The sequence below is a fragment of the Nocardioides sp. zg-1230 genome, assembly GCF_013155335.1.
GTDB lineage: Bacteria > Actinomycetota > Actinomycetes > Propionibacteriales > Nocardioidaceae > Nocardioides.
Window position 1 is genome coordinate 358,250 of the sequence record NZ_JABJQZ010000002.1, and the last position, 13,899, is coordinate 372,148.

Below are 13,899 nucleotides of genomic sequence, written 5' to 3' on the forward strand. Positions count from 1 at the left end.
CCACCGTCACCCCTCCCACCCCGCACGTACCCCGGACGAATCCTGGAAGGACGGCCCATGCGAGAGATCGGCGTCAACACGTGGGTCTGGACCTCGCCGCTCACCGACGCGGACGTGGCCGACCTGCTGCGCCGGATCGCCGACATGGGCTTCGACGCCGTCGAGCTGCCGCTCGAGAACGCAGGCGACCTCACCGTCCCGGTCGTGTCCGACGTGCTCGCCGAGACCGGCCTGACGCCCTGCGTCGTGGGAGCGATGGCGCCGGGCCGTGACCTCGTCGACGCCTCGTGCGTGGCCGACACGCAGGACTACCTGCGGGCCTGCATCGACTTCGCCGCCGGTGTCGGCGCGCGCTCGGTGTGCGGCCCGTTCTACGCCTCCACCGGCCGGGTCTGGCGCATGGACACCGACCAGCGGGAGGCGGCGTACGACGATCTCCGCAGGCACCTCGCCCCGGTCGTCGACCACGCGGTCGCGCGCGGCGTACGCCTCGGGATCGAGCCCCTCAACCGCTACGAGACCTCCCTCGTCAACACCGTCGACCAGGCCCTCACCGCCCTCGAGCCGTTGCTCGGCGAGGGACTGGGCCTGGCCCTCGACAGCTACCACCTCAACATCGAGGAGCGCTCCAGCGCGGACGCGGTCCGAGCCGCAGGTCAGCACCTGGCACACGTCCAGGTCTGCGGCAACGACCGCGGCGCCCCCGGCGGCGACCAGACGGACTGGCCGGCCCTGTTGTCCGCTCTCGACGAGGTGGGCTACGACGGCCCCCTCGTCATCGAGAGCTTCACCGCAGACAACGCCTCCATCGCCACGGCCGCCTCCATCTGGCGTCCGCTGGCACCCACCCAGGACGAGCTCGCCCGAGACGGCTTGTCCTTCCTCCGGTCGCTCGCCTGAGCGACCGCCACCGCAAGTCAGGAGAAGCACGTGACCAGCACACCCAGCGCATCGGGCGCCGCCGGGTCCCCGGGAGTCGCCGTCATCGGCTACGCCTTCATGGGCAAGGCCCACTCCCACGCATGGCGCAACGTCGCGGCACTCCGCCCCGGCGCTCCCGGCGTACGCCAGCAGGTGCTGGTGGGTCGTGACGCGGACGCGGTGGCGGCCGCCGCAGGCCAGTACGGCTGGGCCGAGTCGGCCACCGACTGGCGCGCGGTGCTCGACCGCGACGACATCGACGTCGTCGACGTGTGCGTCCCCGGGCACCTGCACGCCGAGGTCGCGATCGCGGCGCTCGAGGCCGGCAAGCACGTCATCGCCGAGAAGCCGCTGGCCAACACGATGGCCGAGGCGGAGAAGATGGTCGCCACCGCACGAGCCGCCCGCGAGCGCGGCGTGCACTCCATGGTCGGCTTCAACTACCGGCGCGTGCCCGCGCTGGCACTGGCCCAGCGCCTCGTCGCCGACGGCCGGCTCGGCGACGTCCGTCAGGTGCGCGTCTCCTACCTGCAGGACTGGCTGGCCGACGACACTGCGCCGATGACCTGGCGGCTGCGCCGCGAGCTGGCCGGCTCGGGCGCGCTGGGCGACCTCGCCTCCCACGCCGTCGACCAGGTGCGCTTCCTGCTCGGCCAGGAGGTCACCGCGGTCAACGCGACGACCCACACCTTCGTGCCGCAGCGCACCGGGGCAGACGGCCCCGAGGAGGTCACCGTCGACGACGCCGCGTGGGGCACCCTGCGCACCGACGGCGGCGCCGTGGTCAGCCTCGAGGTGACCCGCATGGCGACCGCCCGCAAGAACGCCCTCGGCATCGAGGTCTACGGCAGCGACGGGGCCCTGCGCTTCGACCTCGAGTCGCTCAACCACCTCGACGTGTGCCTCGACGGCGCCGACAGCTTCACCCGCCGGCTCGTCACCGAGCAGCAGGACCCCTACATCGACGGCTGGTGGCCGCCCGGGCACGTCCTCGGGTGGGACGCCCCCTTCACCAACCAGGCCGCCGACTTCCTGACCGCGCTCGCGGCGGGCCGTGAGCCGACGCCGTCCTTCGAGGACGGTCTGGCCGTCCAGCGGGTGCTGGCCGCGATCGAAGCCAGCTCGGCCCGCGGGGGCAGCTGCGTCGAGGTCGAGGGCCGGCTCGGGTGATGCGCTGCGGCGCGTGACGCATCCCACGTGACCGCGGCGGCCCGACGCGGCGCCGCTGCGGCACGATGTCCGGCATGAAGACCAACGCCGGCAACTTCTTCGAGGACTTCACCGTCGGGCAGGTGATCGAGCACGCGACCCCGCGCACGATCACCGAGGGCGACCGGGCGCTCTACGGCGCGATCTACCCCACGCGGTTCGCCGTGCCGTCGTCGGCCGCGTTCGCCGCGTCGGTCGGGCTGTCCGCCCACCCGGTCGAGGAGCTGATCGGCTTCCACGTCGCCTTCGGCAAGACGGTGCCGGACGTCTCGCTCAACGCGGTCGCCAACCTCGGCTACGCCGAGTGCCGCTTCCACGTGCCGGTGGTGCCGGGTGACACCCTGCGCACCCGCTCGGAGGTCATCGGGCTCAAGGAGAACTCCAACGGCCGCACCGGCGTGGTGTGGGTGCGCTCGACCGCGACCAACCAGCGCGGCGAGGTCGCCATCGACTGGGCGCGGTGGGTCATGGTCCACAAGCGTTCCGCCGAGTCGCCGGCCCCCGAGACCGTCGTACCGTCGCTGGCCCCGACCGTGGCCGCCGAGGACCTCGTGGTGCCCGCCGGCCTCGACTTCTCGTCGTACGACGTCGTGGCCGCGGGTGGCCCGTACCGGCTCGGCGACTACGAGGTGGGGGAGCGCATCGACCACGTCGACGGCGTCACGCTCACCGACGCCGAGCACATGATGGCCACCCGCCTGTGGCAGAACACCGCCAAGGTGCACTTCAACACCGACGCGCGCCCCGACGGGCGGCGTCTCGTCTACGGCGGCCACGTGATCTCCCTGGCGCGGGCGCTGTCCTTCAACGGCCTGGCCAACGCCCAGCTCGTCGCGGCGATCAACGCCGGCGCCCACCTCGCGCCGGCCTTCGCCGGGGACACGGTCCACGCCTGGTCCGAGGTCCTCGACACGGCGACCCTCGACGCGCCGGGCGTCGGGGCGTTGCGGCTCCGCCTGGTCGCCACCCGGGGCCGCGACGAGTCGATGACCCTGCGCGGCGACGACGAGAAGTACGCCGACGGGGTCCTGCTCGACCTCGACTACTGGGCGCTCGTGCCGCGCTGAGTCACCGCTCGGCGGGGGCTGGGGCGCACCGCGCGCGCAGGTCGTCGCTGATCGCGGCGAGCGCGGCGTCGAGACCGGTCTCGTCCGCGAGCCCCAGCCGGGACAGCACGACCTGAGCGGCGGCGAGCAGCTCCTCGTCGGTCGCGTCGTCGGGCGTACGGCCGTCGCGGGGCGGTGCCGGCAGCAGGTCGTCGAGGTCGCCCACGACGTCGTACGAGCTGGTCCGCAGGCCGGCGACGATCGCCGCCGACCGCTCGTGCACCCAGGGGTGGTGCCGGGCGGGGAGGACGAAGGACTCACGCGACGCGGAGCCGACCAGCGCCTCGGGGACGAACGTCCCCTTCACGTGGCGGGTCAGCTCGGGCGACCGCTCCGCGCGGGGCAGCCGCTCGTTGACCCGCCGCAGGAGCTCCGCCTCGACGAGGCCGAGGGAGTCGTTGGGCCGGTGGGCCTCGGTGTCGAGGCCGGTGACGTCGACGCCGAGCACCGAGGCGGTCCGCAGCCACAGCTCCTCGCGCGGCGCGCCCGGGGGAGGTACGACGACGAGGTGGGCGCGCCCGGCGGGGAGGCCGCCCGACCAGAGCGCGAGGATCGCCGGCACGTCCTGGTAGCGCCAGAACTTCTGGTCGTCCTCGTCGCGTCGCACCGTGGCGAGGAAGCGGCGGTAGCGCTGCCGGGCGCCCATCTTGACCCGCTGCTGCCACGCCGAGGGCAGCACCCGCCCCAGGTCGCGTGCCGTCACGACCAGGTGCACCTCGTCCGCGGCGCCCGCGAGGTCGGCGAGAGCGGCGGCGGCCGCCTCGGCGGGGGAGTCGGAGAAGTGCTCGTTGGTCAGCAGGACGTCGCCCCGCCACGCCCCCGCCTCCTCGAGGAGCCGCTGCCACGCGTCCAGCTCGCGGTCGCTGAGCGTCTCGACGACGGCGGTCATGCCCTTGACGACGGCTGCCGCGGCGAAGTGGTCGCGACGCCGGCCCGGCAGCAGCAGGCCACGACCACGCAGCTCGTCGCGGTGCCGCCACCACAAGTCCTGCAGGAAGGAGGTGCCGGACTTCGCCGTGCCGACGTGGAGGAACACGCGGCGAGCCATGCCGGTGACCCTACTGGAGGACGGCAGACTCGCTCCGTGGCCTGGGATCGCACGTTCTTCTACGACACCTACCCGCGGCTCGAGGCCGCCTTCGCGGCCCGCCTCGACGAGAGCCTCGCACCGCGGGACCCGTCGGTGCTGCTGCAGGTGGTGCGCGAGCTCGACCTGCGCCCCGACAGCAGGGTCGTCGACGTCGGCTGCGGCGAGGGCGCCCACGCCGTCCGCCTCGCGACCCACTTCGGATTCCGCGTCCTGGGCATCGACCCGGTGCAGCGGCACCTCGACCTCGCCCGGGCCACCCGCCGCGACCTCGTGCCCGACATCGCCTCCCGCCTCGCGTTCGAGCGCGGCACCGCCACGCACGTGCCGGTGGCCGACGCCTCGCTCGACCTGGTCTGGTGCCGCGACGTGATGGTCCACGTCGAGCACCCCCAGGACGCCTTCGCGGAGTTCGCTCGCGTGCTCCGGCCGGGCGGCCACGTCGTCGCGTTCCAGGCCGTGGCGACCGACCTGCTCGGCCAGGAGGAGGCCGTCCAGCTCTTCGACGTCATGGGCGTGGTGCCCTCCTCCGCCGACCCGGGGGTGATCGACGACGCGATCGCCCGGTCGGGACTGGAGGTGGTCGACACCCTCGACCTGTCCACCGAGTGGGGGGAGTGGTCGCAGGAGCAGGACGGCAGCGGGGGCCGCGCGCTCCTCCACCTGGCGCGGTTGCTGCGCGACCCCGGGCGCTACCGGTCCGAGTTCGGCGACGCGGCGTACGACGTCATGCTGGGCGACTGCCGCTGGCGGGTCTACCGCACGATGGGCAAGCTCGGCGCGCGTGTCGACGTGCTCCGCAGGCATTAAGCGCTCGACCCCGCGCGGGGCGTTTGGCAGGGTGGGCACCCCGTACCGTCATCGACGAGGAGGACCTCATGGCTGATCAGGACCCCAACGCAGACATCAAGGCGAAGATGCGGGAGGCCCTCGATCGCAAGAAGGGCCACGACCACCCCGACGACCGGGCCGACTCGCGCGAGAAGGCCCACGGCTCCGAGGTCAACGACAAGAACGTCGCCAAGCCGATGCACCGTCGCAAGGCCGGTGGCGGCGGCGTCTGAGGCCGGACCCGGTCACCGGCGCGCGCCGGCGGGCACCTCGTCCGCCGGCGCGAACGCCTTCGCCAGCCAGAACAGGGCCACCACGAGCACCAGGGGCACGGCGAAGCCGACGCGCAGCGAGCCGGACCCGACGGCTCCTGTCATGACGGCGCCGAGGAGCGCGCCGGCGTAGTTGAACTGGTTGAACCGGGCGACCACCGCGTCGACGCGGGCCCGTCGCGTCGCCGGGTCGGCGTCACGCCCGGCCAGTGCCGCCGCGGCGGAGAAGCTCAACGGGGCCACCACCGCCACCCCGCAGCCGAGGAGCGTGAAGCCGAGCACCGCGACCGGCCACGACGGGGCCGCGACCACGATCGTCAGCGCGACCAGAGCGATGCCCGCGCCGACCCGGAGCAGGCGGACGGCGCCGACCCGCTCGGTCAGGCGGTCGCCGGCCAGCCGCACGATGCCGCTGGCCACGAGGTAGGGCAGAGTGGCCAGGGCGACCAGGCCGTCGGGGGCGCCGAACTCGTCGTCGAGGTAGACCGGCCCCCAGGTGGCCGCTGCGGTGTCGACGGTGTAGAACACGACGAGCGCCAGCCCGACCGTCACGATCGCGCGCCACGGCACGTCGGTCTCGGTGCTGGTGGCCGCTGGGCCGTGGTCGCGGGGGAGGTACGACGCCGCCGTCGCCGCGAGCGGGAGCACGGCCACCAGCGCCACCGCGGGCCAGGGGACGTCGCCGGTGAGCAGGGTCGCGACGGCCCCGACGATGCCGCCGAGGGTCCACGCCCCGTGGCACGACGGCAGCACGACCCGGCCCCAGCGGTGCTCCAGGGCCACGGCCTGCATGTTGCCCGTCGCGTCCACGAGCCCGAGGCCGACGCCGTACGCCGCCAGGCCGAGCACGAAGACCACCGTGGTCGGGGCCAGGACGGCCGTCGCGACCGAGACCGCCACCACCAGCAGCCCGGCACGCAGGACCGCGGCGCTGTCGAGGCGCGGTGCGAGCCGCTCGGCGACGAGCGAGCCGACCCCGGCGAGGAGCACCATCATCAGCAGCACGGCCGAGAGCTCGAGCTCGCCGAGGTCCCAGCGCTCCTGGAAGCGCGGCAGCCGCGTCGTGAGGCTGATGAACACCAGGCCCTGCACGGCGAACGCGGCAGCGATCGCCCACCGGGCGCGGCGGAGGTCGGCCGTCGTCATGCCGAGCATCGTGGCAGCCCCGTCCGACGCGCGTGACAGACTCGCGGACATGTCCAGCACAGGTCCCGAGCTCTGGGTCGTCCGGCACGGCGAGACCGAGTGGAGCCGCGACGGCCGCCACACGTCCGTCACCGACCTGCCGCTGACCGACGAGGGCGAGGAGGCCGCCACAGCGCTGGCCCCTCGCCTGGCCGAGGTGGAGTTCGACCTCGTCCTGACGAGCCCCCGCCGGCGCGCGCGTCGTACGGCCGAGCTGGCCGGCTTCGCCGACGCGGAGGTCGACGACGACCTCGTAGAGTGGGCCTACGGCGACTACGAGGGAGTGACCACCCCGGAGATCCGCGAGGACGTGCCCGGCTGGACGGTGTGGACGCATCCCGTGCCCGGCGGCGAGACCGCCGACGAGGTCGCCACGCGCCTGGACCGCGTGGTGCGGCGCACGCGCGAGCACGACCGCTCGCTCGTCTTCGCGCACGGCCACTCGCTGCGCGTCCTCACGGCACGGTGGCTGGAGCAGACCGCCGCCGAGGGGCGGTTCTTCAAGCTCGACACCTCGACCGTGTCGGTGCTCGGCTACGAGCGCGAGCACCCGGCCCTGCTGAGCTGGAACAGCTGACGTGCGCATCGACCTCCACACGCACTCCTCGGCGAGCGACGGCACCGACACCCCCGGCGACCTGGTCCGCGAGGCCGCGGCGGCCGGACTCGACGTCGTCGCGCTCACCGACCACGACGCGATGTCGGGGTGGGCGGAGGCCCAGCAGGCGGGCGACGAGGTCGGCATCACCGTGGTGCCCGGGCTGGAGATCAGCACGCGCTACGGGCACCGGGGGGTCCACCTGCTCGGCTACCTCCCCGACCCGACGCACCCCGCGCTGGTGCTCGAGCTCGACCGCATCCTGGAGGGGCGCACCGCGCGCACGCCCGCGATCGTCGCGGCCCTCCGCGCCCACGGCATCGACATCTCCGAGGACGACGTACGACGTGAGTCGGGCGGGTCCGTGGCTGCCGGACGACCGCACGTCGCCGACGCCCTCGCGCGACTCGGCGTGGTCCGCGACCGCACCGAGGCGTTCGCGACGCTGCTCAGCCCCGGCCAGCCCGGCTACGTCAACCGCTACGCGTCTGCGCTGGAGGAGATGATCCCCCTCCTCGTCGACGCGGGAGGTGTCGCGGTGCTCGCGCACCCGTGGGGTCGCGGCAGCCGGTCGGTGCTGTCCGCCGAGGCGCTCGCCGAGCTCAAGGACCTCGGCCTCGCCGGGATCGAGGTCGACCACCAGGACCACTCCGCAGCAGACCGCGCCGAGCTGCGCGCCATCGCGGCCGACCTCGACCTCGTGGTCACCGGCAGCAGCGACCACCACGGTCTCGGCAAGGTCGACCACGACCTCGGGGTCAACACGACCGCCCCCGAGCACTACGAGCGGCTCCTCTCGCTCGCGGGGCCCTCTCTCGGTGGTTGAGGTGCGAGCGCAGCGAGCCTCGAAACCACTCCCCGACCGCGTGCTCCTCTACGGCGTCACGGGGAGCGGCAAGTCGACGGCCGCGCTCGCCGTCGGCGCCCGGACCGGCCACCCCGTGGCCCTGGTCGGCGAGCTGACCTGGCTGCCCGGCTGGGTGCCGGTGGACGGCGTGGTCCAGCGCGAGCTGATCGGCGAGGTCGTGGCGGGGGAGCGGTGGCTCCTCGACTCGGCGTACGGCGCCTGGCTCGACCTCGTGCTCCCGCGCGCGGAGTGGAGGCGTGGCTCGCGACGCTCTAGCCAAACGTCGCGAGATCCGCGCCCGTCGCACAGCGGGGAGTCTCGTCGTGACATGTCGAGCACGATGTTCCCCACTGTGGGGCTGCCGCCTGTGGGGGCCGGCCCGCACCTCCGTCAGGTCCGCACCGTCACCGGCGGCCCATGTTCTGCGTGAGCCGGAGGGCGCGGTTGGGGATGGCCTTCGTCAGGGCGATGATCGTCTTGTACTGGGCGCCGGGGATCGAGTACGCGCGGCCCTTGTCGAAGTCCTCGAGCGACTTGCGCACGAGGAAGTCGGCCTCGAGCCACATGAAGCCCTCGCCGCGCTTGACCTGCATCCGCTGGTGGAACTCGGTCTTGGTGAAGCCCGGGCACAGCGCCATCACCTTCACGCCGCGTGACTTGTACTCCAGGTGGGCCCACTCGCTGAAGCTGTTCACCCACGCCTTCGACGCCGAGTAGGTGCCGCGGGGGAGGAAGGCGGCGACGCTGGAGACGTTGATGATGCCGCCGTGGCCGCGCTCGGCCATCGCGCCGAGGGCGGCGTGGCTGAGCCGCAGGACAGCGGTGACGAGGACCTCGAGCATGGCCGTCTCGTCGTCGGCGGTGTTGTCGAGGAAGCGCTTCTTGAGCCCGAAGCCCGCGTTGTTGACCAGCAGGTCGACCGGCCGGTCGCGGTCCGCGAGGCGGGCCTCGACCGTGGCGAGCTGCTCGCGGTCGGTCAGGTCGGCGACCAGCACCTCGACCTCGACCCCATGGGCGCGGCGCAGGTCCTCGGCCACCTGCTCGAGGCGGGCGGAGTCGCGAGCCACGAGGACGAGGTCGTCGCCGCGTGCGGCGAGCTGGACGGCGTACTCGTGGCCGATGCCGGCGGTCGCGCCGGTGATCAAGGAGGTGCTCATACCACCAGCATTTCAGGACCCGGCGTGCGCGTGCGACCCGGTCCGGCACAATTGCCCGCAATGAGCACCAAGAGCCGGGGAGCGGCCCCCATCACGCTGGCCGTCGCCAACCAGAAGGGCGGGGTCGCCAAGACCACGTCCGTAGCCTCGATCGGTGCCGCGCTGGCCGAGCTCGGGCACCGGGTCCTGCTGGTCGACCTCGACCCGCAGGCCTGCCTGACCTTCTCCCTCGGCATCGACCCGGAGGACCTCGACATCTCGGTGCACCACGTGCTGACCCAGGGCGTCGACGCGACCGAGGTCATCCTCGAGACCGAGGAGGGCGTCGACGTCCTGCCGGCGACCATCGAGCTCGCCCGGGCGGAGGCCGACCTGCTCACCCGCACCGGCCGCGAGCACGTGATCAAGGGTGCACTCGAGCAGCTCGCCGACGACCTCGAGGAGTCCGAGGAGGGGGCCTACGACTGGGTCCTGCTCGACTGCCCGCCGTCCCTCGGCGTGCTGACGGTCGCCGCTCTCACCGCGGCCGACGGCGTGCTCGTCCCGCTGCAGTGCGAGACCCTGTCGCACCGCGGGGTGGGGCAGCTGCTCGACACGGTCCACGACGTACGCCGTTTCACCAACCGAGGCCTCGAGGTCTGGGGCGTGCTGCCCACGCTCTACGACGGTCGCACCAACCACGCCCGCACGGTGCTGGAGACGATCAGCGAGACCTACGACCTCGAGGTCGTCGAGCCGCCGATCCCCAAGACCATCAAGTTCGCCGAGGCCCCGGCCGCCGGCCGGTCCATCCTCGCCACCAGCCGCAGCAGCAAGGGCGCCACGGCCTACCGCGAGGTCGCCCGGAACCTCGTCGAGCGGGCCTCCCGCCCCAAGAAGAAGGCGGCGAAGAAGCCCGCTCGCGCGACGAGGTGACCCGGAGGCCGGTGGGTCAGGCCTTGGGGGCCTCGACCGACTGGCCGCCGCGGGTGCGACGGCGGTTGCGGTTGCGACGGCGCGGGGCATCGCCCGACGACGAGGCGGACGAGGAGTCCGAGCGGTCCGAGCCCGAACGACGCTCGCGCGGCGCGCGCTCCTTCTTCTCGACCGGGGCGGGGTCCACGACGCGGCCCTTGGTGCCGGCCGGGATCCCCTGGTCGTGGAAGAGGTGCTCGGAGGTGGAGTAGGTCTCCTGCGGCTCGGGGAAGGGCAGGTCGAGCGCCTTGTTGATCATCTTCCAGCGGTGCACGTCGGCCCAGTCGACGAAGGTGATCGCCGTGCCGGTGGCGCCGGCGCGGCCCGTGCGACCGATGCGGTGCACGTAGGTCTTGTCGTCCTCGGGGCACGTGTAGTTGATGACGTGGGAGACGCCGCGCACGTCGATGCCGCGGGCCGCGACGTCAGTGCACACGAGGACCTGGATCTTGTCCTCGCGGAAGCGGGCCAGCGCCTTCTCACGCGCGACCTGCGCCATGTCGCCGTGGAGCGGGGAGGCCTTGAAGCCGCGCTCCTGGAGGTCCTCGGCGACGCGCTGCGCCTGGCGCTTGGTGCGGGTGAAGACGATCATCTTGTCGGCGTCCTCGGCCTGCAGGACGCGGCCGATGATCTCGGGCTTGTCGAGGTCGTGGGCCTGGTAGATGAACTGCGCGGTCGCGGGGACCGTCGCGTTCTCGTACGACGACTCGGCGCGGATGTTCATCGGGTGGCGCATGTGGGTGCGGGCCAGCGCCACGATCGCGGCGGGCATGGTCGCCGAGAACAGCATCGTCTGGCGGGTCTCGGGCGTCTTGGAGATGAGGGTGATGACGTCGGGCAGGAAGCCGAGGTCGAGCATCTCGTCGGCCTCGTCGAGCACGAGGGCATGCACGTGGGAGAGGTCGAGCGCGCGGCGGTTGGCCAGGTCGATGAGACGGCCCGGGGTGCCGACGACGATGTCGACACCGGCGTCGAGTGCCTCGAGCTGCGGCTCGTAGCCGACGCCGCCGTAGACGGTGAGGACCCGCAGGCCCATGTCCTTGCTGGCCAGCGCGAGGTCGCCGGAGACCTGCAGCGCGAGCTCGCGGGTCGGCGCGACGATGAGCGCCTGCGGCTTGCCCTGCGGCAGGTCGGCGTACGCCGGGTTGGTCGGCGCGATCGAGCGCTGCAGGACCGGGATGCCGAAGGCGAGGGTCTTGCCGGTGCCGGTGCGGGCCTGGCCGATGAGGTCGGTGCCGAGGAGGGCGACCGAGAGGGTCATCTCCTGGATGGCGAAGGGGGTGGTGATGCCGGCGCGGTCGAGCGCGTCGCAGATCTCGGGCAGCACGCCCAGTTCACGGAAGGTGGTCACGAAGTGGTGTCGCTTTCGATGAGTCGGGTTGTCCCACGCGTATGCGGTCAGCCCACTCGAAAGCCCCTGCGGGCAAGTGCCGACCGCGCACATACAGGCGGCCACCGGCAGATGCGTCGGCGGCTCGGTCACCATGATGCTATCGCTAGGCTGCGAACATGACGGAATCGCCCGACGAGGACTACCGCCGCGCTGCAGTCGACCTCCTCGGGGCGATCGCCTACGGCGAGCTTTCGGCGTTCGAGCGCCTCGTCGAGGACGCCAAGTTGGCACCCGGGATCGACGACAAGATCGCGATCGGGGCGATGGCCACCGCCGAGTTCGGGCACCTGCAGAAGCTCGTCGAGCGCCTCGAGCAGCTCGGCGCCGACCCGACCGAGGCGATGCAGGCCTTCCGGCCCAGCTTCGACAGCTTCCACGCCCACACGGCGCCGTCGGACTACTACGAGGGCCTCATCAAGGCCTACGTCGGTGACGGGCTCGCCGCCGACTTCTACCGCGAGATCGCGGCCTACCTCGACGCCGAGACCCGCGAGGTCATCATCAGCTCGCTGGAGGACTCCGGGCAGACGGCGTTCATCGTGGAGCGCGTGCGTGCCGGGATCGCCGCGGACCACCGGCTGGGTGGCCGGCTGGCCCTGTGGGGCCGGCGCCTGATGGGGGAGGCCCTCACCCAGGCCCAGCGCGTCGCCGGCGACCGCGACTCCCTCACGGCCCTGCTGGCCGGGGGAGTGGACCGCCCGGGGCTCGACCTGGCGGCGATGGGCCGGATGTTCACCCGGCTGACGGAGCTGCACGCGGCCCGGATGGCGCAGCTGGGGCTGGAGGCCTGAGCCGGGCTCCTGACGCATCGACGTGACGAGGCCCCGCATCCGTCGGATGCGGGGCCTCGTGCTGTCGCGCGGGTCGCCTCAGAGTCGCGAGCGGCTGCCGGTGTTGCGGCCGGTCACCGTCGAGGCGATCACGACCAGGACGGCCGCGGTCAGGATCGCGACGATCCAGCGGACCCAGTCGACGCCGCGCGAGCCGTCGCCGCCGAAGAGGGAGTAGATCCAGTAGCCCAGCAGCACGCCGCCGATGCCGCAGAGGATCGTGAGCCAGATGGGGATGTTGTCCTTGTCGCCCGGTGCGACGAACTTGCCGAGCAGACCGATGATCGCTCCGATGATGAGGAGGACGATGAGATCTACGACCATGATGGGCCACCTTTCTTTGCCACGAGCTCGTGACGGGAGTGCCGGCAGTGTGTGCCGGCTTCTCCATCATGTTCCCCGGCGTGGGCCGGTTCAATCACCGCGCGCCCCAAGGGATGGGGTGTCATCACCCCGGGCGGTGGGCCTCAGCGGAAGCCGACGGTGCTCGCGGTCGGGGACCCGAGCTCGATGTAGGCGACCTTGTCGGCAGGCACGACGACGGAGCGGCCCTTGGTGTCGGCCAGCCGGAGCACGCCGTTGCCGGACAGCGCCTCGGTGAGTCGGGCCTCGATGTCCTCGGGCGTGCTGTCGGTGTCGAGCACCAGCTCGCGCTGCGCGTGCTGCACGCCGATCTTGACCTCCACGATGTTGCTCCTCAGCTCAGGGGGTTGGGGTGTCGTCTCGATGATGCCGGGTGAGTGGTCGCCGGTCAGTGGTCGTCGGTCATCGGGTAGCCCCGGATGCCGCGCCACGCCAGGCCGGCGATGAGGGCCGCGGCGTCGTCCTGGGCGATCTCGCCGCCGCCCGCGAGCCAGAACCGCGCCGAGACCTGCGCCATTCCCACCAGGGACACTGCCAGCAGCTCCGAGGCCTCGTCGGGCAGACCCGTGTCGGTGCGGATCACGTCGGCGATCATCGACGCGCACTCGGTGGTGACCCGGTCCACCCGCTCGCGCACATCGGGTTCGCTCGTGAGGTCGGACTCGAAGACCAGCCGGAACGCGCCCTCCTCGGACGCGACGTAGCTGTAGAAGACCTTCATCGTCGCCGCGACGCGTTCGCGGTTGTCGTTGGTCGAAGCGAGCGCCTCGCGACAGTTGTCGATGATGAGGTCGCATGAGGTGTCGAGCAGCGCGAGGTAGAGGTCGAGCTTGCCGGGGAAGTGCTGGTAGAGCACGGGCTTGGAGACTCCGGCGCGGTCGGCGATGTCGTCCATCGCGGCGGCGTGGTAGCCCTGCGCCACGAACACCTCGAGCGCGGACTCGAGCAGCTGCACGCGACGCTCGCGACGCGGCATCCGGCCGCCGCGCGGTCGGGGGTGGACGCCGTCGGACGTGGTGTCGGTGCTGCCTGCGGTCACGTCGTGCTCCTGTTGCCGGGGGGTGGTGCTGGAGTGCTGCTGGGCCGTGCAGCCGGAAGGTACTGCCGGGTAGGCCACGCCGAGCCTATCGGCAGCCGGACGTGCGA

16 protein-coding genes and 1 pseudogene are annotated in these 13,899 nt (G+C 72.6%); 10 read left to right on the forward strand and 7 right to left on the reverse strand.

The features are described 5' to 3' along the window. Positions 1–57 precede the first annotated feature (57 nt). From HOO61_RS09685 to HOO61_RS09695, 3 genes are all read left to right on the forward strand, one after another. The gene (locus HOO61_RS09685; RefSeq protein WP_172258504.1) at positions 58–900 is read left to right on the forward strand and encodes a sugar phosphate isomerase/epimerase; all 843 of its coding nucleotides are present in this window, start codon (positions 58–60) and stop codon (positions 898–900) included. 30 nt (positions 901–930) lie between these two features. Next, positions 931–2,091 carry a Gfo/Idh/MocA family protein gene (locus HOO61_RS24835; protein WP_172258505.1) on the forward strand — a complete coding sequence of 387 codons (1,161 nt, stop codon included), beginning with the start codon at positions 931–933 and terminating at the stop codon, positions 2,089–2,091. A 74-nt stretch (positions 2,092–2,165) separates the two neighbouring features. Continuing rightward, positions 2,166–3,197 (forward strand): MaoC family dehydratase, encoded by a 1,032-nt coding sequence (locus HOO61_RS09695; protein ID WP_253942240.1) that lies wholly within the window; start codon positions 2,166–2,168, stop codon positions 3,195–3,197. A 1-nt stretch (position 3,198) separates the two neighbouring features. On the opposite strand, the gene HOO61_RS09700 is transcribed toward HOO61_RS09695, so the two are convergent. Next, positions 3,199–4,284, reverse strand: a complete 1,086-nt coding sequence (locus tag HOO61_RS09700; protein WP_172258507.1) for a hypothetical protein — start codon at positions 4,282–4,284, stop codon at positions 3,199–3,201. Positions 4,285–4,320: 36 nt separating this feature from the next. Between HOO61_RS09700 and HOO61_RS09705 the strand changes: the two genes are divergently transcribed. After that, positions 4,321–5,133, forward strand: coding sequence for a class I SAM-dependent methyltransferase (locus HOO61_RS09705; RefSeq protein WP_172258508.1), 813 nt, complete (start codon positions 4,321–4,323; stop codon positions 5,131–5,133). 68 nt (positions 5,134–5,201) lie between these two features. Further along, positions 5,202–5,387 carry a DUF5302 domain-containing protein gene (locus tag HOO61_RS09710; protein ID WP_129455506.1) on the forward strand — a complete coding sequence of 62 codons (186 nt, stop codon included), beginning with the start codon at positions 5,202–5,204 and terminating at the stop codon, positions 5,385–5,387. A gap of 12 nt (positions 5,388–5,399) precedes the next feature. On the opposite strand, the gene HOO61_RS09715 is transcribed toward HOO61_RS09710, so the two are convergent. Continuing rightward, positions 5,400–6,572 carry an MFS transporter gene (locus HOO61_RS09715; RefSeq protein WP_172258509.1) on the reverse strand — a complete coding sequence of 391 codons (1,173 nt, stop codon included), beginning with the start codon at positions 6,570–6,572 and terminating at the stop codon, positions 5,400–5,402. Between the two features lie 49 nt (positions 6,573–6,621). Here HOO61_RS09715 and HOO61_RS09720 point away from each other — a divergent pair, with 49 nt between their 5' ends. Genes HOO61_RS09720 through HOO61_RS09730 form a run of 3 tightly spaced genes read left to right on the forward strand, consistent with a single transcriptional unit; the run spans position 6,622 to position 8,486 of the window. After that, a complete protein-coding gene (locus tag HOO61_RS09720) occupies positions 6,622–7,188 on the forward strand; it encodes a histidine phosphatase family protein (protein ID WP_172258510.1) in 567 nt (188 codons plus the stop codon). 1 nt (position 7,189) lies between these two features. Next, the gene (locus HOO61_RS09725) at positions 7,190–8,035 is read left to right on the forward strand and encodes a PHP domain-containing protein (RefSeq protein ID WP_172258511.1); all 846 of its coding nucleotides are present in this window, start codon (positions 7,190–7,192) and stop codon (positions 8,033–8,035) included. A 1-nt stretch (position 8,036) separates the two neighbouring features. Continuing rightward, the gene (locus HOO61_RS09730) at positions 8,037–8,486 is read left to right on the forward strand and encodes a hypothetical protein (protein ID WP_172258512.1); all 450 of its coding nucleotides are present in this window, start codon (positions 8,037–8,039) and stop codon (positions 8,484–8,486) included. Here HOO61_RS09730 and HOO61_RS09735 read toward each other — a convergent pair. Next, a complete protein-coding gene (locus HOO61_RS09735; RefSeq protein ID WP_172258513.1) occupies positions 8,461–9,213 on the reverse strand; it encodes an SDR family oxidoreductase in 753 nt (250 codons plus the stop codon). The two genes, HOO61_RS09730 and HOO61_RS09735, sit on opposite strands and share 26 nt — an antisense overlap. A gap of 60 nt (positions 9,214–9,273) precedes the next feature. On the opposite strand from HOO61_RS09735, the gene HOO61_RS09740 reads away from it, so the two are divergent. Next, the gene (locus HOO61_RS09740; RefSeq protein ID WP_172258514.1) at positions 9,274–10,128 is read left to right on the forward strand and encodes a ParA family protein; all 855 of its coding nucleotides are present in this window, start codon (positions 9,274–9,276) and stop codon (positions 10,126–10,128) included. Positions 10,129–10,282: 154 nt separating this feature from the next. On the opposite strand, the pseudogene HOO61_RS09745 reads toward HOO61_RS09740, so the two are convergent. Then, positions 10,283–11,428 (reverse strand): annotated as a pseudogene (locus HOO61_RS09745) (DEAD/DEAH box helicase); the annotation flags it as partial. A gap of 248 nt (positions 11,429–11,676) precedes the next feature. On the opposite strand from HOO61_RS09745, the gene HOO61_RS09750 reads away from it, so the two are divergent. Next, positions 11,677–12,351 carry a ferritin-like fold-containing protein gene (locus tag HOO61_RS09750; protein ID WP_172258515.1) on the forward strand — a complete coding sequence of 225 codons (675 nt, stop codon included), beginning with the start codon at positions 11,677–11,679 and terminating at the stop codon, positions 12,349–12,351. A 78-nt stretch (positions 12,352–12,429) separates the two neighbouring features. Here HOO61_RS09750 and HOO61_RS09755 read toward each other — a convergent pair whose 3' ends face one another. The 3 genes from HOO61_RS09755 to HOO61_RS09765 form a co-directional block, all read right to left on the reverse strand. Further along, positions 12,430–12,714, reverse strand: coding sequence for a GlsB/YeaQ/YmgE family stress response membrane protein (locus HOO61_RS09755; RefSeq protein ID WP_172258516.1), 285 nt, complete (start codon positions 12,712–12,714; stop codon positions 12,430–12,432). Between the two features lie 143 nt (positions 12,715–12,857). Next, positions 12,858–13,076: a DUF3107 domain-containing protein gene (locus HOO61_RS09760; RefSeq protein WP_172258517.1), complete on the reverse strand. Its 219-nt coding sequence runs from the start codon at positions 13,074–13,076 to the stop codon at positions 12,858–12,860. Between the two features lie 65 nt (positions 13,077–13,141). Continuing rightward, positions 13,142–13,729: a TetR/AcrR family transcriptional regulator gene (locus tag HOO61_RS09765; protein WP_172258836.1), complete on the reverse strand. Its 588-nt coding sequence runs from the start codon at positions 13,727–13,729 to the stop codon at positions 13,142–13,144. Between the last annotated feature and the right edge of the window lie 170 nt (positions 13,730–13,899).